Raw genomic sequence first — 23245 nt, forward strand, 5'->3', positions numbered from 1 at the left:
GCCATGCCGTCTCCCGCACGCCGCAGTCCGAATGACAGCCCGTCGAAACACCGGCTCCGGCTCTGGCTGCGGCTGTTGAAGCTGTCGCGGATGATCGAGAGCGAGATCCGGGAGCGGATGCGGGCCGAGCATGCGACGACGCTGCCGCGTTTCGATGTCATGGCGGCACTCTATCGTGCCGAACAGGGCCTGAAGATGAGTGAACTGTCGGGCGCGCTGCGGGTGTCGAATGGCAATGTCACCGGCATTGTCGACCGGCTGGTCGCGGACGGGCAGGTGGTGCGCGCGCAGGTCGAGGGCGACCGGCGGGCGATGCTGGTGCGGCTGACGGGCAAGGGGCGCGAGGCCTTTGCCGCCCAGGCTGTCCAGCACGAGCGCTGGATCGACACGTTGCTGTCCGACGTGACGTCGGGCGAGGCACAAACGCTGGCCGCCAGCCTCCGGCGCATCGCCGATCAGATCGAGCAGGGAGCAGGATCATGACCTCACCGACCCGGACACTCGGCCCGACAGGCCATACCGACACCTTCGCGCGGGATCATCTGCCGGCTGAAGACCAGCAGCCGGATTTCCTGCTCTCGGGCTTCGACTATCCCGACCATATCAACGTGGGTGTCGAACTGACCGATCGCCTGGTTGCACAGGGGTTCGGTGACAACACCGCGCTGATCGGGAACGGCCGCCGCCGCACCTACAAGGAACTGGCCGACTGGACCAACCGGATCGCCCACGCGCTGATCGAGGACTATGGCGTCCGGCCCGGCAACCGCGTGCTGATCCGGTCGGCCAACAATCCGGCGATGGTGGCTTGCTGGCTGGCCGCGACCAAGGCCGGCGCGGTGGTCGTGAACACCATGCCGATGCTGCGGGCGGCGGAACTGTCGAAGATCGTCGACAAGGCCGAGATCAGGCTGGCGCTGTGCGACACCCGCCTGATGGATGAACTGGTCGCCTGCGCGAAGGGCAACCGGTTCCTGGAAAAGGTCGTCGGGTTCGACGGCACGGCCAACCATGACGCCGAACTGGATCGCGTCGCGCTGAACAAGCCGGTCAAGTTCGATGCGGTGAAGACCGGGCGGGACGACGTCGCGCTGCTGGGCTTCACGTCGGGCACCACGGGCGAGCCGAAGGCGACCATGCACTTTCACCGTGACCTGCTGATCATCGCGGACGGCTATGCGAAAGAGGTTCTGGGGGTGACGCCGGACGATGTCTTCGTCGGCTCTCCGCCGCTGGCCTTTACCTTCGGACTGGGCGGGCTGGCGGTGTTCCCGCTGCGGTTTGGCGCGACGGCCACATTGCTGGAACAGGCGACGCCGCCGAACATGGTCGAGATCATCGAGACCTACAAGGCGACCGTCTGCTTTACCGCGCCGACGGCCTATCGCGCGATGCTGGCGGCGATGGAGGAGGGGGCGGACCTGTCATCCCTGCGGGCCGCCGTATCGGCAGGCGAGACACTGCCCGCACCGGTCTACGAGGACTGGATGGCCAAGACGGGCAAGCCGATGCTCGACGGGATCGGCGCGACCGAGATGCTGCACATCTTCATCACCAACCGGTTCGATGACCACCGTCCGGCCTGCACCGGCAGGGTCGTCACCGGCTATGAAGCGAAGATCATCGACGATGACGGCAATGACGTGCCGGACGGCACGGTCGGGCGTCTGGCCGTGCGCGGGCCGACCGGATGCCGTTATCTCTCGGACGACCGCCAGGCCAGCTATGTGATCGAGGGCTGGAACATCACCGGCGACAGTTTCGTGCGCGATGCGGACGGCTACTTCCACTTTGCCGCGCGGAACGACGACATGATCATCTCGTCGGGCTACAACATCGCCGGACCGGAGGTGGAGGCAGCGCTGCTGTCCCATCCGGACGTTGCTGAATGCGGCGTGGTCGGCGTGCCCGACGATGAACGCGGCGCGATCGTTCAGGCGCATGTGGTGCTGAAGGACGGGGTGCAGGCAAATGATGCCACGGCCAAACGGCTGCAGGATCACGTGAAAGCCGCCATCGCGCCCTACAAGTATCCGCGTTCCGTGCTGTTCATCGACGCCCTGCCCAAGACCGAGACCGGCAAGATCCAGCGCTTCCGGCTACGCGGGAGCTGAGATATCGACCAGCAGGCCGTAGTGGTCCGACAGCGGAACCGTCCGGCCGTCCGCTGTCTTCACCACGGGTTCGGTCATGAAGGTCGAAGTGCCGACCCGGCACCCCGATGGCAGACCTCGCGCCCAGATCAGGTCGATGTCCTGATCCGGGTAGGTTTCGGAATGGGGCACAAGCGGGTTTGCGTTGGACCAGGTTGCGCACGCGTCCGCGGCCCGGCGGTCGGTGGTCAGCGACAGGTCGCGCCAGCCGCGACCGGTCAGGACCGCATGGGTTTCCGGTTCGTGCAGCGCACTGGCGTTGAAGTCGCCGCCCAGCAGCATCGGCATCTCCGGTTCATGTTCCATCAGATCCAGCGCCATGGCGATCTGTTTGCGACGGTGCGGCGGCGCCCGGTCCGCGGTGGACTGTCGTCCGCGCCCGTCGTAGCTGGTGTGCAGGTTCCCGACACGCAGCGGTCCGAACGGCGTCTCGACCTGCACGGAAAGACAGCCTTTCATGGCGATGGCGATTTCGACCCAGTCGAGCGCGGGGAACGCGATGTGGCGCGGCGTGCCCACGCGCCAGCCGGTCCGCACGAGGATCGCGAGGCCGGTGTCGCGCAGATGGCGCGGGCCATGGATTGCGCGGTACCCCGACAGGCGCGAGAGCAGGCTTCGGACCTGCCAGCCATACGCCTCCTGAAGCAACCAGACATCGACCCGGTCGCGCCGGGCCGAAATGGCCTCGACGGTCGGTCCGGCACGTGCCGATGCATGTGCTACCGCGTCTTTCAGTTTGATACCGGCGAGCCCCAGCCGGGCCTGCCCGATATTCCACGTCGCGATGCGCAGCATCTTGTGCCTTTGAATGGGAGTCTCCGGGTTGCGAGCCATGGTGTCGGAACCTATATAGCCTTCGACGGCGGGATGGTATCCGGGGATCAACACGGATATCGACCGCACCAAACCTTTGTCGAACCACTATGTCTAACTCGGGGATGTGGGCGGCGCCTGATGGGCCTACCGCATCGGCCAAACATGAAGAGGCATGAATGTCTAAAGTAATCGGAATTGACCTCGGCACCACGAACTCGTGCGTGGCCGTGATGGATGGCAGCAACGCCAAAGTGATCGAGAACGCCGAAGGCGCGCGCACGACGCCGTCGATGGTCGCCTTCTCGGATGATGGCGAGCGTCTGGTGGGCCAGGCTGCAAAGCGGCAGGCCGTGACCAATCCGTCGAATACCCTGTTTGCAATCAAGCGGCTGATCGGTCGCGCGCACAACGACCCGGTCGTTGCCGACGCGCAGAAGACCTCGCCTTTCGATATCGTGAAATCCGACAGCGGCGATGCCTGGGTGCAGGCGGGCGGCGAGAAGTACGCCCCGTCCCAGATATCGGCCTTCATCCTGCAGAAGATGAAGGAAACTGCTGAATCCTATCTGGGCGAGACGGTGACGCAGGCCGTCATCACGGTCCCCGCCTATTTCAACGACTCGCAGCGTCAGGCCACCAAGGACGCCGGCAAGATCGCCGGTCTGGAAGTGCTGCGCATCATCAACGAACCGACGGCGGCGGCGCTGGCCTATGGCCTCGACAAGTCCGGCGACGGCAAGATGATCGCAGTTTACGACCTGGGCGGCGGTACCTTCGACGTTTCGATCCTGGAAATCGGTGACGGCGTGTTCGAGGTGCGCTCGACCAACGGCGACACCTATCTGGGTGGTGAAGACTTCGACATGGCGCTGGTCAACTATTTCGCCGACGAGTTCAAGAAGGAGAACTCGATCGACCTGCGCAGCGACAAGCTGGCCCTGCAGCGTCTGAAGGAAGCTGCGGAGAAGGCCAAGATCGAGCTGTCGTCGTCGACGCAGACCGACATCAACCTGCCGTACATCACCGCTGACCAGTCCGGTCCGAAGCACCTGACGCTGAAGCTGACCCGCGCCAAGTTCGAGAGCCTGGTCGGTGATCTGATCAAGCGCACGGTGGCGCCGATGAAGGCCGCGCTGAAGGATGCGGGGCTGTCGGCGGGCGACATCGACGAGGTCGTCATGGTCGGCGGCATGACCCGCATGCCCAAGGTCATCGAGACCGTGCACGAATTCTTCGGCAAGGAACCGCACCGCGGTGTGAACCCCGACGAGGTCGTGGCGCTGGGCGCGGCGATCCAGGCCGGTGTGCTGCAGGGCGACGTGAAGGACGTGCTGCTGCTGGACGTCACGCCGCTGTCGCTGGGTATCGAGACGCTGGGCGGCGTGTTCACACGCCTGATCGACCGCAACACGACGATCCCGACCAAGAAGAGCCAGGTTTTCTCGACCGCAGAAGACGGCCAGTCCGCCGTGACCATCCGGGTGTTCCAGGGTGAGCGCGAAATGGCTGCCGACAACAAGATACTCGGTCAGTTCGATCTGGTCGGTATCCCGTCGGCACCGCGCGGTGTGCCGCAGATCGAGGTCACCTTCGACATCGATGCCAACGGTATCGTCAACGTGTCCGCCAAGGACAAGGCGACCAACAAGGAACAGGCGATCCGGATCGAGGCGTCCGGCGGTCTGTCCGATGGCGAGATCGACCAGATGGTCAAGGATGCGGAAGCCAATGCCGACGCGGACAAGAAGCGCCGCGAGCAGGCCGAGGCCCGCAACCAGGCCGAGGGCCTGATCAATTCGACCGAGAAGACCATGGCCGAACTGGGCGACAAGGTAGCCGCCGACGACAAGGCGAACATCGAGACGGCGATCACCGACCTGCGCACCGCGCTGGAAGGTGACGATGTCGAGGAGATCAACGCCAAGTCCCAGGCGCTGGCACAGCTCTCGATGAAGCTGGGTGAGCAGCTCTACGCACAGCAGGGCGAGGGCGCCGAGGACGGCGCGTCGACGGACCAGCCTGGCGATGAGCAGGCAAAGGCCGACGACGATATCGTCGATGCCGACTTCGAGGAAGTCGACGACGACGACAAGAAGAAGTCGGCCTGACCGGATGCATGATGGAAGCGGCCTGGTTCTGCCGGGCCGCTTTCCTTTGTGGTTGACGGGGACGGTCGGACAAGCGCTTCGTGTTCGATATGCACGGCGGATCGTTTCGGCAGCAGATGTTCCCGGTTGCTCCTGAATTCATCGCAGACATGAAAAGCTATTGATGGCCAGATCCGATTATTATGACTTGCTGGGCGTGGAACGCGACGCTGACGAAGCGACACTGAAGCGCGCCTACCGCAAGAAGGCGATGCAGTATCACCCGGACAGGAATCCGGGCGATGCGCAGGCAGAGCAGACCTTCAAGGAACTTTCCGAAGCCTACGACATCCTGCGCGACCCCGAAAAACGCGCGGCCTATGACCGGTTCGGCCACGCCGCGTTCGAACAGGGCGGCATGGGCGGGCGTGGCGCGTCCGGTGCCGACTTCGCGCATTCCTTCTCGGACATCTTCGACGATCTGTTCGGCGAGTTCATGGGCGGCGGGCGCGGGCGGCGCGGCGGACCGGCCCGGGGCGATGACCTGCGCTACAACCTTGAGATCACGCTCGACGATGCGTTCATCGGCAAGCAGGTCCAGATCACGATCCCTGCGGCCAAGAACTGCGAAACCTGCTCCGGCACGGGTGCCAAGCCCGGCTCTGCCCCCGTCACCTGCAGCGGGTGCCAGGGGGCTGGCAAGGTCCGCGTCCAGCAGGGCTTCTTCATGATCGAGCGCACCTGCCCGCAGTGTGGCGGACAGGGGCAGGTCATCCAGGATCCCTGCGGCGACTGCCACGGTCAGGGCATGATCGAGGAAGAAAAGACGCTGTCGGTGAATGTGCCGCCGGGCGTCGAGGAAGGCACGCGTATTCGCCTCTCGGGCGAGGGCGGTGCGGGCGCGCGCGGCGGCCCGCCCGGCGATCTCTATATTTTCCTGACGCTGGCGCCGCACCCGATTTTCGAACGCGACGGCATGAACCTCTATTGCCGGGTGCCGATACCGATGACGACGGCGGTGCTGGGCGGATCGGTCGAGGTGCCGTCGATCGACGGCGGCCGCACCAAGGTGACCATTCCCGCCGGGACGCAGAGCGGCAAGCAGTTCCGGCTCCGCTCCAAGGGGATGCCGCAACTGCGCGGCGGTGCATACGGTGATCTGCATATCGAGACCCAGGTCGAGGTGCCGGTGAATCTGACAAAGCGTCAGAAGGAACTGATGAAGGAATTCGCCGAGGAAGAGGCGTCATCCAGCCGGGCGAACAGCCCCGAGACCGAAGGTTTCATGGGCAAGGTCAAGGAATTCTGGTCCGATCTGACCGACTGACCGGTTGCGCGGGGGGGTACGCACATGGCGAACGATTTCGATATCCTGCAACGCCTGTTCGACGTGGCCGAACAGCGCAAGACGTCGGACCCGGCTGAATCCTACGTCGCGAAACTTCACCACAAGGGCGTCGGCAAGATCGCCCAGAAGGTGGGGGAAGAAGGTCTGGAAACGGCACTCGCTGCGGTCTCGCAGGGTCGCGCGGACACCATCCTGGAAAGCGCTGACCTGCTGTTTCACCTGACGATCCTCTGGTCCCACCTGGGCATCCAGCCCGATGAGGTCATGGAGGTGCTGCGTGCGCGCGAAGGCACCTCCGGGCTTGCCGAGAAGGCGTCACGCCAGCCATAGTCGGTATCCCCGAATCCGGGGGTTGTCTCCCTCGTTCTGGATGCCGCAGGAACACGCTTGGCCCTTCGTATCAATCATCTGCTGGCGATGCCGTTCTTTGCGGCGGCGATCTTCGTCCTGACGCTGCCGGAGGCGACGATGCCGTCCGGTGCTGCCCTGGGCGGCGCACTTGCGCTTGCCGTCGTCGGCATGTGGGCGACGGGAATTCTGGCCGAACATGTCACCACGCTGCTGTTCTTCCTGGCGGCCATGGTCTTTGGGATTGCCGAGGCTCCGGCGGTGTTCTCCGGGTTTTCGGCCGGCGCGTTCTGGCTGCTGTTCGGCGGCATGATCCTGGGGTCCGCCGTGGGCAAGACCGGACTTGGCGCGCGGCTGGCGCGGGCGATGGCGCTGCGCATGGGGGTGTCCTATTCCGGCATCCTCGTCGGCATTGTCGCGGTCGCGCTGGCGCTGTCCTTTGTCATGCCGTCATCGACCGGACGCGTGGTGCTGCTGATGCCCGTGGCGGTCAGTCTGGCGGAGGCTTTCCGTTTCGAGCCGGGCAGCAACGGACGCCTCGGCATCACGATCACCGCCGCGCTGGCCGCCGTGATTCCGGGCTTCGGCATCCTGCCCGCCAATGTTCCCAATCTGGTGATGCTGGGCAATGCGGACACGCTGTACGGGCTGCACATCACCTATGGCGAGTTCCTGTTTCTGCATTTTCCTGTGCTGGGACTGCTGAAGGCCGCCTTCATCGTGCTGATCACCCGGACCATGTTTCCCGACAGGTTGCCGGATATCGGTGCCGCCGATACCGTATCCACCCGGCTGGGGCCGGAGGAAAAACGGCTCGCGATCATTCTGGTCGGCGCGCTGGCGCTGTGGGCGACCGACTTCCTGCACGGCGTCTCGCCCGCCTGGGTGGCGCTGTTCGCGGGCGTGCTCTGTTTCCTGCCGCCGTTCAGTCTGATCTCAGCCGAGAAGATCGGCGATGCGATCCAGATCAGGCCGCTGCTGTTCATCGCGGGCGTGCTGTCGCTGGGGGCCGTCGTCACGTCGAGCGGGTTTGCCGACCGGGTCGCCGAGGCATTCCTTTCCATTGCCGGTCTGCAGCCGGATGATGATTTCGGCAACTTCGCCACCATCGTCGGTGCGTCGATCGTTACCAGCCTGCTGGGCACGGCACCGACCGTACCTGCCGTCTGGACGCCGCTGGCGGGCGAGCTTGCCACTGCCATGGACCTGCCGCTGAAAAGCGTGGTGATGATGCAGTTGCTGGCCTTCTCGACGGTGATCCTGCCGTATCAGGTGCCGCCCGTGGTCGTCGGCCTGCAGCTGGGCGGCGTGCCAATGGCGCAGGGGGTGAAGGCGACGCTGGTGCTGGCCGTCGTCACCCTGCTGATCCTGCTGCCGCTGGACTATCTCTGGTGGCAGGCGCTGGGCATGTTCGATGGCTGATCGCGTTCATCTGGTCAAACTGTGCGTCGGCGTGGATCGCGTCGAACAGCTTGAAAGTTATCAGGCTGCGCGCGCGGCCCGCGGCGAAATCCTGCGCCATGTCACCCGCAATCGGCCGCGCCGCGATGACGAGGTGCTGAACGGCGGATCGCTCTACTGGGTGATCGCCGGCGCGATCCGGGTGCGGCAGCGCATCATCGACCTTGAGCGTATCCAGACCGATGACGGCATGAAGTGCGGCCTGGTGTTCGACGCGGAACTGGTGCGCACCGAACCGTGGGCGCGGCGACCGCATCAGGGCTGGCGCTATCTGGAAGCGAAAGATGCACCGCCCGATCTGCGGCCCGGTCAGGTGGAGGACGATCTGCCGGAAGAGTTGCGTGCGCATCTCAGGGAAATCGGACTTTCCTGAACCGGCGATTAATCCGGTGCAAAGGAAGCGTTAACCCTGTCCGGTCATAGTCGGATGTTCTCTCACATCATCCGTATTGCGGAGCGCCAGACAGATGACGGACGCAGTTGCCACCGGGCCAGCCGATCCAATTCGCCGCGAACGCCGGAGCATCCGGAGGCGCGCCTTTCTGGCGCTGGCCACACTGATCGGTATCTCGGTCGCCGCGATGGCGGGCATCCTGATCTATGCCGACAATGAAAGCGACCGCCTGCGTGCGGAGTGGGAAGTGCGGCTGGGCATTGTGGCGGACAGCCGTGTAGCGGCGGTCGAAGGCTGGCTGAACCAGCGCCGCCGGGAGGTCGCATCTCTGGCATCGAACAGGGCCGTCCAGTTCTTTCTGATCGACCGGGCGGACCCGGATGTGCCATCCGAGGCCGTGGACAGCCGCCTGATCTATGTCGAGGACCTGCTGGTCGGAGAGGCCGTGCGCGCCGGATATGAAGGCGCATCCGGCGACGACCGCACCCCCGGCGGATTTGTTCTGCTGGATGCGGATTCGAATCCGGTCGCGCGCACGATGGATCAGGATCCGCCCGTGCTTGCCTTTCCGAAAGACGGCAACCGTCGGCGGATTGCAACCGCGCCCGCGTTCCGGTCGGCTGACGGTCAGGCGATGGTCGCCTTCCGTGCACCGGTGATGCCATCCGAGGGCGTTACCTCCGACCCGATCGGATATGTCGTCGGCATCCGCGCGCTGGACGCGCGGTTCTTCGATCTGCTGCGCCAGCCCGGCGACCTCGCCGGTGATGCCGCCGTGCTTCTGCTGCAGGGGATCGGCGACAGCGTCGTACAGGTCGATACCGGCCTGAGCGAGATCGGCACGCCGCGCAAGTCGGTCACGCAACTCGCCGGACGTGCGGGCGGATTCGGAGAATTCACCGGGCCTGCGGGCAAGCGTGTGCTTGCCGTCAGCCGTGTTCTGAATGACCCGGAGTGGACGCTGATTCGGATGATCGGGCGCAATGAAGCGCTTTCCGGCGGCGAGCGGCGGATCTGGCTGATGGCTGGCGTGCTTCTGCTCGCTGTCCTGCTGGGTGCCGCAGCCGTCGTCGCGGTCTGGAAGCATGCGATCAGCGACCGACTGGCCAGTGCGGCCTCCGACCTGTCGGTCGCGCTGCGGGAATCCGACCGGCTGAGTCATCTGCTGCAGCGTCTGACCGATGCGGTGCCCAACGGTATTCTCGCCGTCGACCCGTCCGACCGCATTCTGTTCGGAAACCGGGCGGCCCTGAAGGCAACCGGTCTGGACGCTGACGAGGCGGAGGGAAAGGACCTGATCGGCGTGTTCGGGCCCGGACGCGCCGGCCCGTTGCTGACCGCCAACGACGAGGCCCGCCAGACCCGCGAGACCATCAAGCACCTGGACGACCGTCATGAAACGGACGGCCGCCATGTCGTGCTCAGATCGCATGTACCACTGGATGGCGATAGCGTGCTGCTGGTCTCCGAAGACATGACCGAGGTGGTCGTCGAGCGTGAGGCGCGCTCGGCCCAGCTTGATTCGCTGGTGAATGTGCTGGTCGACCTGATCGACGCCCGCGACACCTATGCGGCCCATCACTCCCGCCGTGTCGCGACGCTGTCGCGCGCCATGGCGGAGCAGATGCGACTCGATTCAACCGAGGTCATGGCCGCCGAGACCGCGGCGCGGCTGATGAACCTCGGCAAGCTTCGGATCGATCCGGAGTTGCTGACCAAGACCGGGAACCTGACCGTCGAAGAGCGCGCGCTGATCCGCGACAGCATACTGGTTTCGGCGGATCTGGTGGATGCCGTCAGTTTCGACGGGCCTGTGGTCCAGACCCTGCGACAGATGCAGGAGAGACTGGACGGATCGGGACGACCGCAGGGGCTGAAGGGAGCGGAATTCATCGTCACCGCGCAGATCGTGTCGCTCGCCAACGCCTACATCGCACTGATCAGCGAACGGGCGCACCGTGCGGCCTTTTCCAGCGAGGATGCCATCGAACAGCTCTGGTCGCAGGCGGGCACCGTCTGGGATCGCAGTGTCGTTGCCGCGCTTGTGCAGGCCGTCGAACAAAGCGATGGCCATGAAGCCTGATCGCTTCTGCTGGGCCCTGATCGGCGCGCTCTGTGCGCCGGGTGCCGGGTTGGCCGCGGAGGTCTTCGATCCGCATCAGAACCCGCCCACCGTCCCGCGCGAGGTGGAGGACTGGCTGACGCCGCTGACCAGGAAGGAACTGCGGGAACTGCCCGAGGACGGTTCGGTTCAATTGGAGAACCCGCCGGTCTTCGGCTGGAAGTCCAACCGTTTCCGCTATTCCTTCGAGGTCCGCATCGACCGCAACGGCGAGCCGTTTCTGAATTTCGTCACCACCAGCAACCTGTTTCGCCCCGACAAGCCGATGCCGTCCGGTACCTTCAACTGGCGGGTCAGGCAACTGGACCAGGTGGGCCGTCCGCGCAATGCGGAACAGAACGAAGGCTGGTCGACACCCCGGCGTTTCGAGGTGCGCAAGGACGCGATTCCGCTGGTTGTGCCGGACGTCTGGACCGCCTTCGCGACCGCCGAGGAAGGCAGCCGGCCACGCTCACTGGCGCAGGGGTTCCGCAACCTCAACCGCGCGCAGAAGGACGTCTTTGCCGTGGTCGAGCGGCGCTTCGGCAAGGAAGCGGGCGCGGCGGCGAAGTTCGCTGATCTGCGCAAACAGGTCTCCGCCACCGGGGACGGCATCGCGCGCAGCCGCAAGGTGCGCAGTCACATGCGTCAGCTGATGCGCAGGCTGAACGATGCGCTGGCGGTCTATTTGCTGCATCGTGACGAACGCACCCGGAAACGCGCCGCCGACATCGGCCTGACCTATCTGAGAGGTGTGGTTTCCTTCGACGCGTTCGGCCGCACCGGTCACGCGGGCGATGATCTGCTGAACATCCGCGTCGCCAAGACCGTCGCCCGTGCGTTCGATATCCTGTATCGCGAGATGGACGGGGGCCTGCGCGCCGAGGTGCGCCGGCATGTGGAATTCCGGACCCAGGCCGCCTTCGACTTCTTCCTGCTGAACGACCGGGGCAACCTCGGCCAGTTCACGCTCAGCAGCCACGGTTTCCAGATCGCGACACACGTGCTGGCGATCTCGGCGATGATGGCGGGTGACTCGGACCGTGCCATTCTCTGGTTCCGCGAGACCTACCCTCTGGTCTCGACCATCGTGACGCCGTGGGGCGGCGGCGACGGGGGCTATTCCAACGGCGTGAACTACGGCGTCTGGGAATTCGTCAACCATGTCGACAGCTGGGACATCATCCAGAACGCCGTCGGGTTCCGCTATTTCGAGACCGCATGGGTGCGCAACTTCGCGGAGTTTCTCACCTATTTCACGCCGCCGGGAATCGCTCAGGCGGGGTTTGGCGACGGTGGCGAGAAGCTGCGGCCGGAACTCTGGGCCGAGATCGCGCGGCTCTACGTCGAACGGGGCCGGAGCGAGTTCGCACAACCGCTGCTGGCCGCATGGCAGAACCACGCAGGCGGCCCGGACGACGACACCGAGGATCTGTCCAATGCGCTGCTCTGGCCGCGCCTGTTCGGCGGTACGCTGGACGCACCGGACCAGCCACGTGCCGCGGAGACCATACCCTCGGCGGCCATCTTCCCCGACATCGGCTGGGCGGCGATCCACAGCAGCGTCATGGACGAGGACCGCTATTCCGTGCTGTTCAAGTCCAGCCAGTTCGGTTCGTTCAGCCACAGTCACGCGGACCAGAATTCGTTCGTGGTCATGGGGCGGGGCAAGCCGCTGCTGATCGACAGCGGATATTATGACGGGTACCGGTCGGCGCACCACAACGGCTGGACCCGCCAGACCAGAGCACACAACGCCATCACCTACGACGGTGGCCAGGGCCAGCCGATCGACGATCCGGGCGCTGCCGGACGGTTGACAGACTACTGGCGCTGCGCGGGTGCGGTGAAGCTGACCGGGCAGGCCGCGAAGGCCTACGGTGACGAGATGCGCAAGGCGGAGCGGACCCTGCTGTATCTGCCGAACGGTCACCTGCTGGTGTTCGATCACATGGAATCCGCTCAGCCGCGACGCTGGGAATGGAACTTTCACGCCGCCGTCCCGATTGTCTCACCCGGACATCATCGGGCGCTCATCCGCAATGGCGATGCGGAAGCGGAAATCCGGATCCTGGACGGTCCGGACATGAAACTGAACCTGTCATCCGGCTTCGCTGAAAAGCCGGACACGCGGCTGATGGGCAAGGCGGCCGACCAGTATCACGGCACCTTCAGCACGGAAAAGAAGTCCCGAACGCTGACGATGCTGACGGCGATCCGGATGGGGCAGGCGGCCTCCGGCGAGGTGCGTGCGACACCGCGGGACAATGGGTACCATGCTTTCGAGGCCGGTGACTTCTCCGGCTCCATTGGCGAGGGCCATCTGCATCTGCGTCTGAACGGCAATCCCCTGACCCCCGAGCAGTGTGCCGTGCCGCCGCGAACATTGACGGCGGGCCGGGCGCTCAGACTGGGTGCGCGTTGAGCCGCTCAACCGCCTTCCTTGCTGTCTTTGGAACCGGCATCCTCTTCGGCGTCGTCTGACGAGGCTTCTTCGTATTTCTCCCGCAGTTCCCTGATCCTGTCCTCCTCGCCCACGACCAGCATTTCATCGTCCTTTTTCAGCTTTGTGTCCTCGGTAACGATGCCGGAGGTGTCGTTGCGCGAGAATGCCACCGCGCGGACCCCGTCGGGCAGATCGAGTTCGCTTGCCGGTCCTGCATCCTCCTTGCCGATGGAGAACGTGAAGAAACGCAGACCGCCGCGCAGAACGCCGGCCAGGCCCGCGGTCTCGATTCCCTCCACCATGTCCGAAAGGCGTTGGGAGATCGCGGTGTCGAGGAAGATCGGACTCTCCAGGCCCAGTTCGGAACAGATCGTTTCGTACTCCACGTCCCGAATGCTCGTGACGACGCGCCCGAAACCCATGTTCCGGCCAATCAACGAAGCGATGATATTGAACTGATCCACCTCGGTCAGGCAGAAAAGAAAATCGGTGTTCTTCGGCCCGACTTCCTTCAGGATCGAGGGGCGGCTGCCGTCTCCGACAACGAAACTGCAATCCAGTTCCTCGTCGTATTCCTTCACCTTGTCTTCGTCGCGCTCGATGATCACCACCTCGTGGCCCCGCTCGATAAAGAGCCTTGCCGCAGAGATGGAAAGGGAACTGGCCCCCAGGATCACGATTCTCATTGCTTGTACCTCTTGCCAATCCAGGTGCCGGGAAACAGCAGAACGATCAGGGCCACCGTTTCGACGCGGCCCATCAGCATGTCAACGCAAAGTACCGCCTTCAGGACGCCGGGCAGCTCCGGCCCTGAAAGGCCGCTGCTCAGCCCCGCCGTGCCAACTGCGGATGCCACGTCGAAGATCGAATCCAGCGGCTCGTATCCATAGGCCAGAAACACGATCACCGAAATGAAGGCGATCGTGAAATAGCCGAGCACGATGGCGGCGGCTGACTCTATCTCGCCACCTTCCAGCCGGCGCCCGCCGAGGGTCGTTGAAACATGTGCCGATTCAGGTACCGAACACCGCAGAACCAGCAGGTGCATGAACTTCACGACGATCATCAGCCGCAGGATCTTGATGCCGCCGGCCGTGGATCCCAGGCCGCCGCCGATCAACATTGCCGCGATCAGCATGCCGACGGTCGCGGTCTGCAACTGGTCATAGGGGATCACGGAAAATCCGGCGGTGCTCTGTGCCGAGATGGCGGTCAATGCGGCGATTTCGAGCTTCGCCAGCGGATCGCCCGGATCGCCGCGCCACTGGAACAGATAGATCGCGGCTGTCGTCAGCACCACCATGACGAACAACCCCTGAAGCTGCGGGTTTCCGAACACGGAGCCGAACCGCCGCATCAGAACCGCGTAGAACAGGAAGAATGGGATGGCACCCAGCAGGCAGATCACGATGACCGTGATGCGTGATGCCGAATTCGGCAGCGCTGCGAGACTGGTATCGTAATTCGAGAACCCGCCTGTGGAGATGGCGGCGAAGGTATGCAGGACGGAATCGCCGATCGTCAGTCCGGTCAGCATCAGGGCCAGAATGCCGAGCAGTGTGACCAGCGCGTAGACGATCAGGACCCGTTGCGCATGGGCCCGCATCCCGCCGACCACATCGTCGACTTCGGCGCGATCGAATCCGAGATGACGCGTCGCGGTGCCGGGCTGAAGCAGAAATGCCACGCTGAGCACGATGACGCCCAGTCCGCCGATCCATTGCAGCCAGGCACGGGCAAAATGAAAGGGGAACGGCAGTTGCTCGACACTGCCGAGGACGCTGAGCCCGGTCGTGGTGATACCCGAGATCACTTCGAATATGGCATCACCATAGCTCAGGCCGTAGCTCATCAGCGGGATTGCGAGCGCAAACGGCGGCAACACGAAGACCAGCCCCGAGATGGCCAGCGCCTCGTTGCGTTGCAGGTGCCGTCCGACGGACAGTCGGGAACAGGGCACTGATACGGCCAGAAGTCCGGCAATGACGATGCCGTAGCGAAGCACGGTGTCGTATCTGCCGTGGAACAGCGATACCAGCAGCGGCACCAGACTCAGCAGCGCGATGACCGTCAGCACCTGCCCCAGATGCTTGGCGATCACAGCGGGTCGAACCGCAAAGTGAACGGGCTTCAGTTTGGCCGGTACGAACATTACCGGATCTGCTTTGTCCGCTGTGGGCGACTCATGGCCGGAACCCCTCGAAGATCATGTTCGACGCGTGAAGCTCGGCGCGGCGCCGGTCGGACGCCGTGCGGACCGTCCATGTCAGGACGGGAAGGCGTTCGGATACGGCGGCGGGTGCCGGAAGGTCCTTCACGTTCCAGGCCGCGAAATGCGGGTCGCAATACTGCAGGAACTCCGGTCGGTAGCGCGGTTCCCGCGCGCTGAGGCTGAACTTGAGACTTTCGTAGGCGATCAGCCCTCTGGGCCATTCCGGCCTGTGTCGCGCGAACCATCGCACCAGATCCGGATCGAAGCTCTGCACCGCAAAGGGGCCGGTATGTGTGTCCAGAATGGCCGCGACGGCGGGGGCGAGATCGGGATTGCCCATCTTCAGTTCGATCAGGAACGGCAGATCGGGAAAACGCTGCAGCGCATCGGTGAGCAGGGGCGGATGCTGCATCCCGCCCTTCAGCCGCAACCGTGCCATGTCCGTCCAGCGTCGTTCCGCGACGCGGCCGGGCTGTCCCGTCAGCCGCTTGAGACTGTAGTCGTGAAAGATCACGACCTCACCGTCGGCGGTCAGCTGGACGTCGATCTCGGTGGCATAGCCCCCGGCACATGCAGCCGCGAGCGCCGCCAGGCTGTTCTCGGGACAGCCGGGTCCGGGATGGTGCAGGCCCCGATGTGCGATGGGCCTGCCGGTCATCCAGTGCGGCAGCGTCACGCGATCTCGGCGACCGCGTCGATTTCCACTGCGACGCCCATGGGCAGCACATTCACACCCACGGCAAAGCGTGCGTGACGCCCGGCATCGCCGAAGATTTCCACCATCAGATCCGATGCCCCGTTGGCGACCACGGGATGCTGCGTGAAATCGGCCGTGCAGTTGACAAAGCAGCCCAGCTTGACGATGCGCTTGATCCGGTCCAGGTCGCCGTCGCAGGCTTGCCGCAACTGGGCGATGATGTTCAGCGCGCAGGTCCGGGCCGCCTTCTGGCCGTCTTCGACCGAGAAATCGTCGCCCAGCCGTCCGATGGACATCAGTTCGCCGTTCCAGAAAGGCACCTGACCGGCGACGAAGACCTGATGGCCCGTCACCGCATAGGGCACATAGTTGGCGGCGGGTGATGACGCCTTGGGCAGTTCGATTCCAAGTTCCTTGAGACGTGTTTCGATCTTTCCGGCCATGATGTCCTCCCTCGGCAGATCAGATGGGTCATCTTATCGCCCATCCGCCGGTTGGCGGCAATCACGCTTCATCGCATAGTGCGGGCATGAGCCCTGTCAGCCAGGCCCGGTCGGCAGACGATGTCATCGCAGGGGCGACGTCTGCCGCGGCATGCTTGACCGTCACCTGCGGATTTCGGAGGCTTTCGTCCGTGAACCGGGTGATCTGGAAGTGTATGAGAATCCGGGCGAACATGGACTGCGCGGCATACTCCGCGCAGTCACTCTTTTCGGACTGAAACAAGATGCCTGAGCCCAACCCCTCGTTTGACGGTTATTTCTCGGTGCCTGACTGGGCACCGCACCGGCGTACCTGGATGTCCTGGCCCACGGACCCGACCGAGATGCCCGGCGGGCTGCTGGAGTCGCGGGTGGCGTTTGCCAACGTGGCCCGGACCATCGCCCGGCATGAACCGGTTCGGATGATCGTACCGTCGGATGTGGCGCGCGAGGCCGCCCTGACCCTGGGGCCCAAGGTCGAGGTGCTGGAACGTCCGTCCGCGCACGGCTGGATTCGCGATCTGGCCCCGACCTTTCTGACCACGGACGATGGCCACATCAAGACCGTCGCCTGGAAGTTCAACGGCTGGGGCGGACGTCACATTGTCCACGACGAGGACCATGGCTTTGCCGAGGAACTGGTGCGGCTGATGGGGCTGCCGCACTATCGCGGTCCGATCGTGCTGGAAGGCGGTGCCGTGCAGACCGATGGTCTGGGTACCGCGGTGGTCACCGAGCAGACGCTGATGAGCCCGAATCGCAACCCGCTGATCGGCCATGCCGAGGCCGAGGAAATGCTGATGCGGTTCTTCGGGATCGTCCGGGTGATCTGGCTGGGTGAGGGACTGACGGGCCTGAAGGGCGGCGGTGGTCACGTGGGCCGGTTCTGCCGCTTCATCCGCCCGGGCCTGCTGGCGATACACTCGCCACAGGATCCCGAACATCCCGACTTCCGCGCCATGCAGGACAATCTCGACCGACTGCGGAAGTGGAAAAGCCCGTTCGGCGGCGAGATCGAGGTCATCGAGATGGTGGTGCCTGACGCGATCACGCCCGCTTCAGCCAGTTACCTCGGGTTCTATCTGGCGAAAGGCGTCGTCATCGTGCCCCGCCTGGACGATCCGCAGGATGACGCCGCGCTGGCCCGGATTGCGGAGCTGTTTCCCGACAGGACAGCGGTTCAGGTGGACGGCACGGCGGTTGGCGGCGCGCTGCATCACATGGCGCTCGGCGAACCGGAGCCCGCGCCCCTGGGGTGATCTGACGGGCGTTGCCGGGTCAGGTCGCGATCGGGATCAGTTCAGGCTTGCGCATGCGCTTCTGCGCATACATGGCGCTGTCGGCCCGATCCAGCACCTCGGCCACCGAAGTCTTGCCGTCGTAGGCCTGGATCCCCAGCGAGACGGAGAGGCGTACGGTGTGCTGTCCGGTCCGGATCGTGGTTGCATTCAGGCGAGACTGCAGCGCGCGGGCCTTGCGGAACCCGTCGTGCACCGATGCCGCGGTCAGGACGACGACGAACTCGTCACCGCCGATACGCGCCGCGATGTCATCGGCACGGGTGTTGTCGGCCAGGGTGGATGCCACGGCGACCAGCGCTTCATCACCGGCGGCGTGGCCGTGGGTGTCGTTCACGCCCTTGAAATCATCAATGTCGATATAGCAGATCACGCCGTGGTCCTGATGACGCGCCGCGCTGGCGATGGTGCGCGTCAGTTCGGCTTCCAGCCCGCGGCGGTTCAGCAACCCTGTCAGATCGTCGGTGCGGGTCATCGTCTCCAGCTGGGCGATGCGCTGTTGCTGTTCGGCCAATTGCTGTTCCGCATGGATCGCGAAATCCAGAACCCTTTCCAGCAGGACCAGCCGTTCGCCGTCGTAGTTCGCTTCGGCGGCGAAGAACCGTTCGTTGATCTCGCTGGCGAGGCGGTCCAGGGCGGGGGTGGCGATGTTGTCCGGCGTGATGGCGAGGCTCATGGGGGTCTCTCCGGTTCGTTTGCAGTTGCTACCGGAGAGAGAAGCAATCCGTGTGCCGAACCATCGGATTATTAATTTCGTTATAAATCAGTTAGTTACATAATATCACTGCTGCGATGATCCGGCTCCGGGCAGTTTGTGCCGCACGTCAGAGCGCCGTTGGGCAAGGTTTTCCGGCGAAGAATGCATCCAGATTGTCCAGACAGCAGAACCCCATGGCGTTGCGCGTGTTCACGGTCGCGCTGCCCAGATGCGGCAGCAGGAACACATTGGGCAGGTCGCGATAGCGTGCGTCCAGCGCGGGCTCGCCCCTGAAGACGTCCAGACCGGCTGCGAACAGCCTGCTCGATGTCAGCGCGGCGATCACGGCATCATCGTCGACGATGTCACCGCGCGCCGTGTTCACCAGCACGGCGTCGGGCGGCATCCGGGCGATCAGATCGTCGTTGATCATGCCGCGGGTCTCCTCGGTCGAAGGGCAACTGATCGACAGGAAGTCGGAAACCGACGCCAGACTCTCGGCGCTTTCGTGGAAGGTCGCGCCCTCTTCCTGGTCCTCCGGCAGGCGCGAGCGGTTGTGATAGTGGATCTCAAGTCCGAACCCGCGCGCGCGCCGCGCGACGGCACGGCCGATGCCGCCCATGCCGAGGATTCCCAGCCGGGCACCGGTCAGATCCTTGCCCAGCAGCATGGTGGCGTGCCAGCCGACCCACGCGCCGTTCCGCACCAGCGTCTGCCCCTCGTAACTGCGCCGCGCGGCGCCCAGCAGGCAGAGCATGGCGATATCGGCCACGGCTTCGTTGAGCACGTCCGGCGTGTTGGTGACGATACGGCCACTCGCCTTGACCGCGGCCACATCGATATGTTCGTAGCCGACGGAGTAGGTGGCGATCATCCTGACCGAACCGGGAAGGCGATCGACCACGTCCGACGTGATCTTCTCGGAACTGGCGATCATCAGCGCATCCTTGCCCTCCGCCGCAGCCAGCCACTCGGCTTCCGGCATGATGCGGTCGTCGGGATTGATCACGGCGTCATAATCCGACTGCGCCCGCCTGGTGACGGCATCGGGCATGCGTCGTGTGATCAGCAGTCTGTGCCGCTCTGACATGCTTTGGCCCCAATCCTTGTAAATGCTGGTCGATGGCCTCAGGTTAGGTCTGTTCAACAGGGAGTGCGAGCACACGATGCGACTTTTTGCGGCCGTTCTGACGACCTTTTGCCTTTCGTTCCCGGCTTTCGCGGGCCTGGATCTGACGCCGCACCGCGCGGTCTACGATATGGAGCGGCTGAAACGGGACAATGGATCCGCGTTCGCACAGGTGGGCGGGCGCATGGTCTATCACTACGACCGGACCTGCGAGGGCACGACCTACAACCACCGGATGCTGCTCGACCTGGTCAGCGCGCAGGGGGCACCGATCCGCTCGGAAACCATCCTGAGCTTCTACGAGACGGCCGACGGGCTGAACCTGAGGTTCCAGATTCGCGAGCTTCTCAACGACACACCGGTCGTCGAACTTGAGGGTCGGGTCACGCGCCCGTCGCTGACGGAGACCGCTGTCGTCAGCTACGCCAAGCGCGAAGGGGCCGAGGGCGAACCGACGCTGACCCTGCCGGGCCGGGTCCTGTTCCCGCTGCAGCATACCGACGACCTGATCCGCGCGGCGCTGGACGGCGACATCACCCACAACGTCAAGACGTTCGACGGCGATGAGCTTTCGCTGGTCGACAGCTTCATCCAGCCGGCCACGGCGGGCCGCCGCGACGACAGCGTGGTGCCCGAAGCCATGGCGGGCATGAAGTCCTGGCTGACGCGGGTCTCGTTCTTCCGGACCGACAACACCGATGGCGCGCCCTACTACGAGACCCAGATGCGTTTCTGGGAGAACGGTCTGTCAGGTGACTTCACGATGGAGACGGATGACCTGGCCGTGGTCGCGCGGCTGCGGGAAGTCCAGCTCTATTCAAAGCCCGACTGCGACTGATCCCGCGAGATCGTCAGTTCTGACATTGGATCAGGAACACCGACTTCCGGTAACGCGCGACGAGCTGTTCTGTACCAAGCGCAGGCCGTTCGTCGGTCGCGGGGCGGTGCAGCGGTGCACCGAGGGAGGCCACGAATATCTCGGCGATGGATGATTTGATGCCGAAGTTGACGTTCTGGGCGAAGTCCCCGGTTGCCGCCGCCGCGTAGAGCGAGTTGAGCTTCGAGACGACGATACCGATCACCTCGCCCTTTCCGTTGATCACCGGACCCCCGCTGTTGCCTGGGTTCACGGGCGCCGAAAGCTGGAACTGCGAGACATCGTTGTCCAGGCCGGACTGCGCACTGACGACGCCGGTCGTCACGGTCATCGATTCCGAAACCAGGCCGTTCAGCGGAAACCCGATGACGGTCACGGCCGAGCCGAGTACCGGCAGCGCCTGTGACGAGAGCGGCATCGGATTGGAAACCCGGAAGTCGGCCCGGAGCAGCGCCAGGTCATTCGCCCGGTCCACCCCGACCACGGTTGCGGCATAGCGGACACCGTCTCTGACGATGTTCACGGACTTGCAGTCGCCGGCGACATGCTCGTTCGTCAGAATGTGCCCGTTTCGCGAGATAGCAAAGCCGGTCCCCGTCCCGGATTTCTTCTTGGCTACCTTCCGGCCGCCGGGCTCGGAACGTTCCAGACTGCTGTAGATATAGCTGACATCGCCATTGCTGTTCCAGTCGAGGAACTTGCCGTCCACGAAGAAGACGAAATACTTGCCCTTGAAAGTATCGGGACCGACCTGGGCATCCCATTTCTCGTACATCCAGGTCTCAAGCTGATACCCGTTGACCTCGGTCTTGCGGACGACTTCGTACTTGGCATCGATCTTTTCCTTGACCTGCGCCATCGTCTCGCCGGGTGTCAGCCGGAACACATCGACCTTCTTGTAGTTCTTTCCGTATCCGGTGAAGTCCTGGACAAGAAAGTTGGCACCGTCACCGGTCTGGCAGGCGCTCAGGAAGACAGCCAGCGCCATAACAGCGCATATTCTAAGACTGGTCATGGGCATATTCGTCTCTGCTTGGTGGTTCTGATCGTGCTCGGATCCATTCTGTGATGTACAAGTTAAGCGCAAGCCACCTCCGATTGTCGATAGTCCAGATGAGATATCCACATTGACCGGGCCGTCGGAACTGGCTAGTAACCCCACCATCAACCGGAGAGCGTGAGTTTTCCGTGTCGCCCGGTCTCCGGGAGATGCACATCAGCCGACGAGTGTCGTCCGCTGGTGCTTTTGTCGTTGTGCGTACCTTCGAGGATGCCTGCGGCAGGCGACGGGTTGAACGGTATTTGGAGGCGAGGTCGAGATGTTCGATAGCCTGAGTGACAGACTGGGTGATGTGTTCGGCAAGCTGCGGAAACGCGGCGCGCTGAACGAGAAGGACGTCAGCGAGGCGCTGCGCGAGGTGCGCGTGGCGCTGCTGGAAGCCGATGTCGCACTGCCGGTCGTCAAGGATTTCATCGACGAAGTGCGCAAGCGTGCCATCGGTCAGGAAGTCATTCGCTCGGTCGCGCCGGGCCAGATGGTCATCAAGATCGTCAACGATCATCTCATCGAAGTGCTCGGTAGCGAGTCGGAAGATCTGAACCTGAATGCGGTGCCGCCCGTGCCGATCCTGATGGTTGGTCTGCAGGGTTCGGGCAAGACGACCTCGACGGCCAAGATCGCGCTGCGCCTGAAGAACCGCGAGAAGAAGAAGGTCCTGATGGCCTCGCTGGACGTGCGCCGCCCCGCAGCGCAGGAACAGCTGAAGGTTCTGGGCGAGCAGGCGGATGTGGCGACCCTGCCCATCGTGCCGGGGCAGGGGCCTGTCGAGATTGCCAAACGCGCCCTGCAGTCGGCGAAGCTGCAGGGCTTCGATGTGGTCATGCTGGATACCGCCGGCCGCCTGCATGTCGATGAACAGCTGATGGCCGAAGTCGCGGCCGTCCGCGACTCCGTCGGTCCGCACGAGACCCTGCTGGTGGCCGATGCGCTGACCGGTCAGGATGCAGTCAACGTCGCAAAGCAGTTCGATGAGCGGATCGGCCTGACCGGCATCATGCTGACCCGCGTCGATGGCGACGGACGCGGTGGTGCCGCGCTGTCGATGCGTGCCGTGACGGGCCGCCCGATCAAGCTGATCGGTGTCGGTGAGAAGCTGGACGCGCTGGAGGGGTTCCACCCCGACCGGATCGCGAACCGCATTCTGGGCATGGGCGATGTGGTCGGCCTGGTCGAGAAGGCACAGGAATCCATCGACGAGGCCGAAGCCCAGAAGATGGCCGAGAAGATGAAGAAGGGTCAGTTCGACCTGGAAGATCTGCGTGGCCAACTGCAGCAGATGCAGAAGATGGGCGGCCTGGAAGGTCTCGCCGGCATGCTGCCGGGTGCCAAGCAGGTGAAGAAACAGCTCGCCGACGCCAATATCGATACGAAGATGCTGAAGCGGCAGGAAGCGATCATCGGATCGATGACGCCCAAGGAACGCCGCAATCCGAAGCTGATCAATTCATCGCGCAAGAAGCGCATCGCCGCCGGTTCCGGCGTCGACGTGCCCGAGGTCAACCGCGTCCTGAAACAGTGGAAGCAGATGTCGGTGATGATGAAGAAGGTCAAGAAAATGGGGAAGGCCGGCATGATGCGTGCCGGGCTCCCGGGAATCCTGCCGCGCATGTAGCGGCGAACGAAACCGAACATCCAAGGA

The 23245-nt window shown here is 64.1% G+C and carries 20 protein-coding genes; 12 read left to right on the forward strand and 8 right to left on the reverse strand.

Going from position 1 to position 23245, the window contains the following annotated elements; translation table 11 throughout:
• Window positions 1–3 precede the first annotated feature (3 nt).
• Both ACN0X7_RS01445 and ACN0X7_RS01450 read left to right on the forward strand, forming a co-directional pair.
• Window positions 4–483 (forward strand): MarR family winged helix-turn-helix transcriptional regulator, encoded by a 480-nt coding sequence (locus ACN0X7_RS01445; protein ID WP_417513340.1) that lies wholly within the window; start codon window positions 4–6, stop codon window positions 481–483.
• On the forward strand, window positions 480–2114 hold the full coding sequence (locus ACN0X7_RS01450) for an AMP-binding protein (protein WP_417513342.1): 1635 nt from the start codon (window positions 480–482) through the stop codon (window positions 2112–2114). Before ACN0X7_RS01445 ends, ACN0X7_RS01450 begins: the two co-directional genes overlap by 4 nt.
• Here ACN0X7_RS01450 and ACN0X7_RS01455 read toward each other — a convergent pair.
• The gene (locus tag ACN0X7_RS01455; protein ID WP_417513344.1) at window positions 2100–2948 is read right to left on the reverse strand and encodes an endonuclease/exonuclease/phosphatase family protein; all 849 of its coding nucleotides are present in this window, start codon (window positions 2946–2948) and stop codon (window positions 2100–2102) included. The genes ACN0X7_RS01450 and ACN0X7_RS01455 overlap by 15 nt on opposite strands.
• A 197-nt stretch (window positions 2949–3145) precedes the next feature.
• On the opposite strand from ACN0X7_RS01455, the gene dnaK reads away from it, so the two are divergent.
• From dnaK to ACN0X7_RS01490, 7 genes are all read left to right on the forward strand, one after another.
• Window positions 3146–5077, forward strand: a complete 1932-nt coding sequence (gene dnaK / locus ACN0X7_RS01460) for a molecular chaperone DnaK (RefSeq protein WP_417513346.1) — start codon at window positions 3146–3148, stop codon at window positions 5075–5077.
• A 163-nt stretch (window positions 5078–5240) separates the two neighbouring features.
• The gene (dnaJ, locus tag ACN0X7_RS01465) at window positions 5241–6383 is read left to right on the forward strand and encodes a molecular chaperone DnaJ (RefSeq protein WP_417513348.1); all 1143 of its coding nucleotides are present in this window, start codon (window positions 5241–5243) and stop codon (window positions 6381–6383) included.
• Window positions 6384–6407: 24 nt separating this feature from the next.
• Entirely contained in the window at window positions 6408–6734 is a 327-nt protein-coding gene (locus ACN0X7_RS01470; protein WP_417513350.1) for a phosphoribosyl-ATP diphosphatase, read from the forward strand.
• 57 nt (window positions 6735–6791) lie between these two features.
• A complete protein-coding gene (locus tag ACN0X7_RS01475) occupies window positions 6792–8174 on the forward strand; it encodes an SLC13 family permease (protein ID WP_417513352.1) in 1383 nt (460 codons plus the stop codon).
• On the forward strand, window positions 8167–8586 hold the full coding sequence (locus ACN0X7_RS01480) for a DUF1489 family protein (protein WP_417513354.1): 420 nt from the start codon (window positions 8167–8169) through the stop codon (window positions 8584–8586). Before ACN0X7_RS01475 ends, ACN0X7_RS01480 begins: the two co-directional genes overlap by 8 nt.
• A gap of 94 nt (window positions 8587–8680) precedes the next feature.
• Window positions 8681–10690, forward strand: a complete 2010-nt coding sequence (locus tag ACN0X7_RS01485; RefSeq protein ID WP_417513356.1) for an HD-GYP domain-containing protein — start codon at window positions 8681–8683, stop codon at window positions 10688–10690.
• Complete coding sequence (locus tag ACN0X7_RS01490) at window positions 10674–13133, forward strand: heparinase II/III domain-containing protein (RefSeq protein WP_417513358.1); 2460 nt, start codon at window positions 10674–10676, stop codon at window positions 13131–13133. The genes ACN0X7_RS01485 and ACN0X7_RS01490 overlap by 17 nt, the downstream gene beginning before the upstream one ends.
• A 5-nt stretch (window positions 13134–13138) precedes the next feature.
• Here the strand turns inward: ACN0X7_RS01490 and ACN0X7_RS01495 are convergent, their stop codons facing one another.
• Genes ACN0X7_RS01495 through ACN0X7_RS01510 form a run of 4 tightly spaced genes read right to left on the reverse strand, consistent with a single transcriptional unit; the run spans window position 13139 to window position 16506 of the window.
• Window positions 13139–13840 carry a potassium channel family protein gene (locus ACN0X7_RS01495; protein WP_417513360.1) on the reverse strand — a complete coding sequence of 234 codons (702 nt, stop codon included), beginning with the start codon at window positions 13838–13840 and terminating at the stop codon, window positions 13139–13141.
• On the reverse strand, window positions 13837–15306 hold the full coding sequence (locus tag ACN0X7_RS01500) for a TrkH family potassium uptake protein (RefSeq protein ID WP_417513362.1): 1470 nt from the start codon (window positions 15304–15306) through the stop codon (window positions 13837–13839). Before ACN0X7_RS01500 ends, ACN0X7_RS01495 begins: the two co-directional genes overlap by 4 nt.
• Before the next feature lie 31 nt (window positions 15307–15337).
• A complete protein-coding gene (locus tag ACN0X7_RS01505; RefSeq protein WP_417513364.1) occupies window positions 15338–16042 on the reverse strand; it encodes a glycerophosphodiester phosphodiesterase family protein in 705 nt (234 codons plus the stop codon).
• Window positions 16039–16506 carry a RidA family protein gene (locus tag ACN0X7_RS01510; protein ID WP_417513366.1) on the reverse strand — a complete coding sequence of 156 codons (468 nt, stop codon included), beginning with the start codon at window positions 16504–16506 and terminating at the stop codon, window positions 16039–16041. The genes ACN0X7_RS01505 and ACN0X7_RS01510 overlap by 4 nt, the downstream gene beginning before the upstream one ends.
• Before the next feature lie 284 nt (window positions 16507–16790).
• On the opposite strand from ACN0X7_RS01510, the gene ACN0X7_RS01515 reads away from it, so the two are divergent.
• A complete protein-coding gene (locus ACN0X7_RS01515) occupies window positions 16791–17804 on the forward strand; it encodes an agmatine deiminase family protein (RefSeq protein ID WP_417513368.1) in 1014 nt (337 codons plus the stop codon).
• A gap of 19 nt (window positions 17805–17823) precedes the next feature.
• On the opposite strand, the gene ACN0X7_RS01520 is transcribed toward ACN0X7_RS01515, so the two are convergent.
• A complete protein-coding gene (locus tag ACN0X7_RS01520; RefSeq protein WP_417513370.1) occupies window positions 17824–18519 on the reverse strand; it encodes a GGDEF domain-containing protein in 696 nt (231 codons plus the stop codon).
• Between the two features lie 148 nt (window positions 18520–18667).
• Window positions 18668–19630, reverse strand: a complete 963-nt coding sequence (locus tag ACN0X7_RS01525) for a 2-hydroxyacid dehydrogenase (protein ID WP_417513372.1) — start codon at window positions 19628–19630, stop codon at window positions 18668–18670.
• 76 nt (window positions 19631–19706) lie between these two features.
• Here ACN0X7_RS01525 and ACN0X7_RS01530 point away from each other — a divergent pair, with 76 nt between their 5' ends.
• Window positions 19707–20507 (forward strand): EipB family protein, encoded by an 801-nt coding sequence (locus ACN0X7_RS01530; RefSeq protein ID WP_417513374.1) that lies wholly within the window; start codon window positions 19707–19709, stop codon window positions 20505–20507.
• Window positions 20508–20520: 13 nt separating this feature from the next.
• Here the strand turns inward: ACN0X7_RS01530 and ACN0X7_RS01535 are convergent, their stop codons facing one another.
• Window positions 20521–21534, reverse strand: a complete 1014-nt coding sequence (locus tag ACN0X7_RS01535) for a S1C family serine protease (RefSeq protein ID WP_417513376.1) — start codon at window positions 21532–21534, stop codon at window positions 20521–20523.
• Window positions 21535–21865: 331 nt separating this feature from the next.
• Here ACN0X7_RS01535 and ffh point away from each other — a divergent pair, with 331 nt between their 5' ends.
• Entirely contained in the window at window positions 21866–23218 is a 1353-nt protein-coding gene (gene ffh / locus ACN0X7_RS01540; RefSeq protein ID WP_417513378.1) for a signal recognition particle protein, read from the forward strand.
• Window positions 23219–23245 lie beyond the last annotated feature (27 nt).

The organism is Minwuia sp., assembly GCF_048263705.1.
GTDB lineage: Bacteria > Pseudomonadota > Alphaproteobacteria > Minwuiales > Minwuiaceae > Minwuia.

Excerpts from the sequence above, each read along its gene's own strand:
- ACN0X7_RS01445 (WP_417513340.1), top strand. The coding sequence starts at position 4 with ATGCCGTCTCCCGCACGCCGCAGTCCGAATGACAGCCCGTCGAAACAC.
- ACN0X7_RS01450 (WP_417513342.1), top strand. The coding sequence starts at position 480 with ATGACCTCACCGACCCGGACACTCGGCCCGACAGGCCATACCGACACC.
- ACN0X7_RS01455 (WP_417513344.1), bottom strand. The coding sequence starts at position 2,948 with ATGCTGCGCATCGCGACGTGGAATATCGGGCAGGCCCGGCTGGGGCTC.
- dnaK (WP_417513346.1), top strand. The coding sequence starts at position 3,146 with ATGTCTAAAGTAATCGGAATTGACCTCGGCACCACGAACTCGTGCGTG.
- dnaJ (WP_417513348.1), top strand. The coding sequence starts at position 5,241 with ATGGCCAGATCCGATTATTATGACTTGCTGGGCGTGGAACGCGACGCT.
- ACN0X7_RS01470 (WP_417513350.1), top strand. The coding sequence starts at position 6,408 with ATGGCGAACGATTTCGATATCCTGCAACGCCTGTTCGACGTGGCCGAA.
- ACN0X7_RS01480 (WP_417513354.1), top strand. The coding sequence starts at position 8,167 with ATGGCTGATCGCGTTCATCTGGTCAAACTGTGCGTCGGCGTGGATCGC.
- ACN0X7_RS01485 (WP_417513356.1), top strand. The coding sequence starts at position 8,681 with ATGACGGACGCAGTTGCCACCGGGCCAGCCGATCCAATTCGCCGCGAA.
- ACN0X7_RS01490 (WP_417513358.1), top strand. The coding sequence starts at position 10,674 with ATGGCCATGAAGCCTGATCGCTTCTGCTGGGCCCTGATCGGCGCGCTC.
- ACN0X7_RS01495 (WP_417513360.1), bottom strand. The coding sequence starts at position 13,840 with ATGAGAATCGTGATCCTGGGGGCCAGTTCCCTTTCCATCTCTGCGGCA.
- ACN0X7_RS01500 (WP_417513362.1), bottom strand. The coding sequence starts at position 15,306 with ATGTTCGTACCGGCCAAACTGAAGCCCGTTCACTTTGCGGTTCGACCC.
- ACN0X7_RS01510 (WP_417513366.1), bottom strand. The coding sequence starts at position 16,506 with ATGGCCGGAAAGATCGAAACACGTCTCAAGGAACTTGGAATCGAACTG.
- ACN0X7_RS01515 (WP_417513368.1), top strand. The coding sequence starts at position 16,791 with ATGCCTGAGCCCAACCCCTCGTTTGACGGTTATTTCTCGGTGCCTGAC.
- ACN0X7_RS01520 (WP_417513370.1), bottom strand. The coding sequence starts at position 18,519 with ATGAGCCTCGCCATCACGCCGGACAACATCGCCACCCCCGCCCTGGAC.
- ACN0X7_RS01525 (WP_417513372.1), bottom strand. The coding sequence starts at position 19,630 with ATGTCAGAGCGGCACAGACTGCTGATCACACGACGCATGCCCGATGCC.
- ACN0X7_RS01530 (WP_417513374.1), top strand. The coding sequence starts at position 19,707 with ATGCGACTTTTTGCGGCCGTTCTGACGACCTTTTGCCTTTCGTTCCCG.
- ACN0X7_RS01535 (WP_417513376.1), bottom strand. The coding sequence starts at position 21,534 with ATGGCGCTGGCTGTCTTCCTGAGCGCCTGCCAGACCGGTGACGGTGCC.
- ffh (WP_417513378.1), top strand. The coding sequence starts at position 21,866 with ATGTTCGATAGCCTGAGTGACAGACTGGGTGATGTGTTCGGCAAGCTG.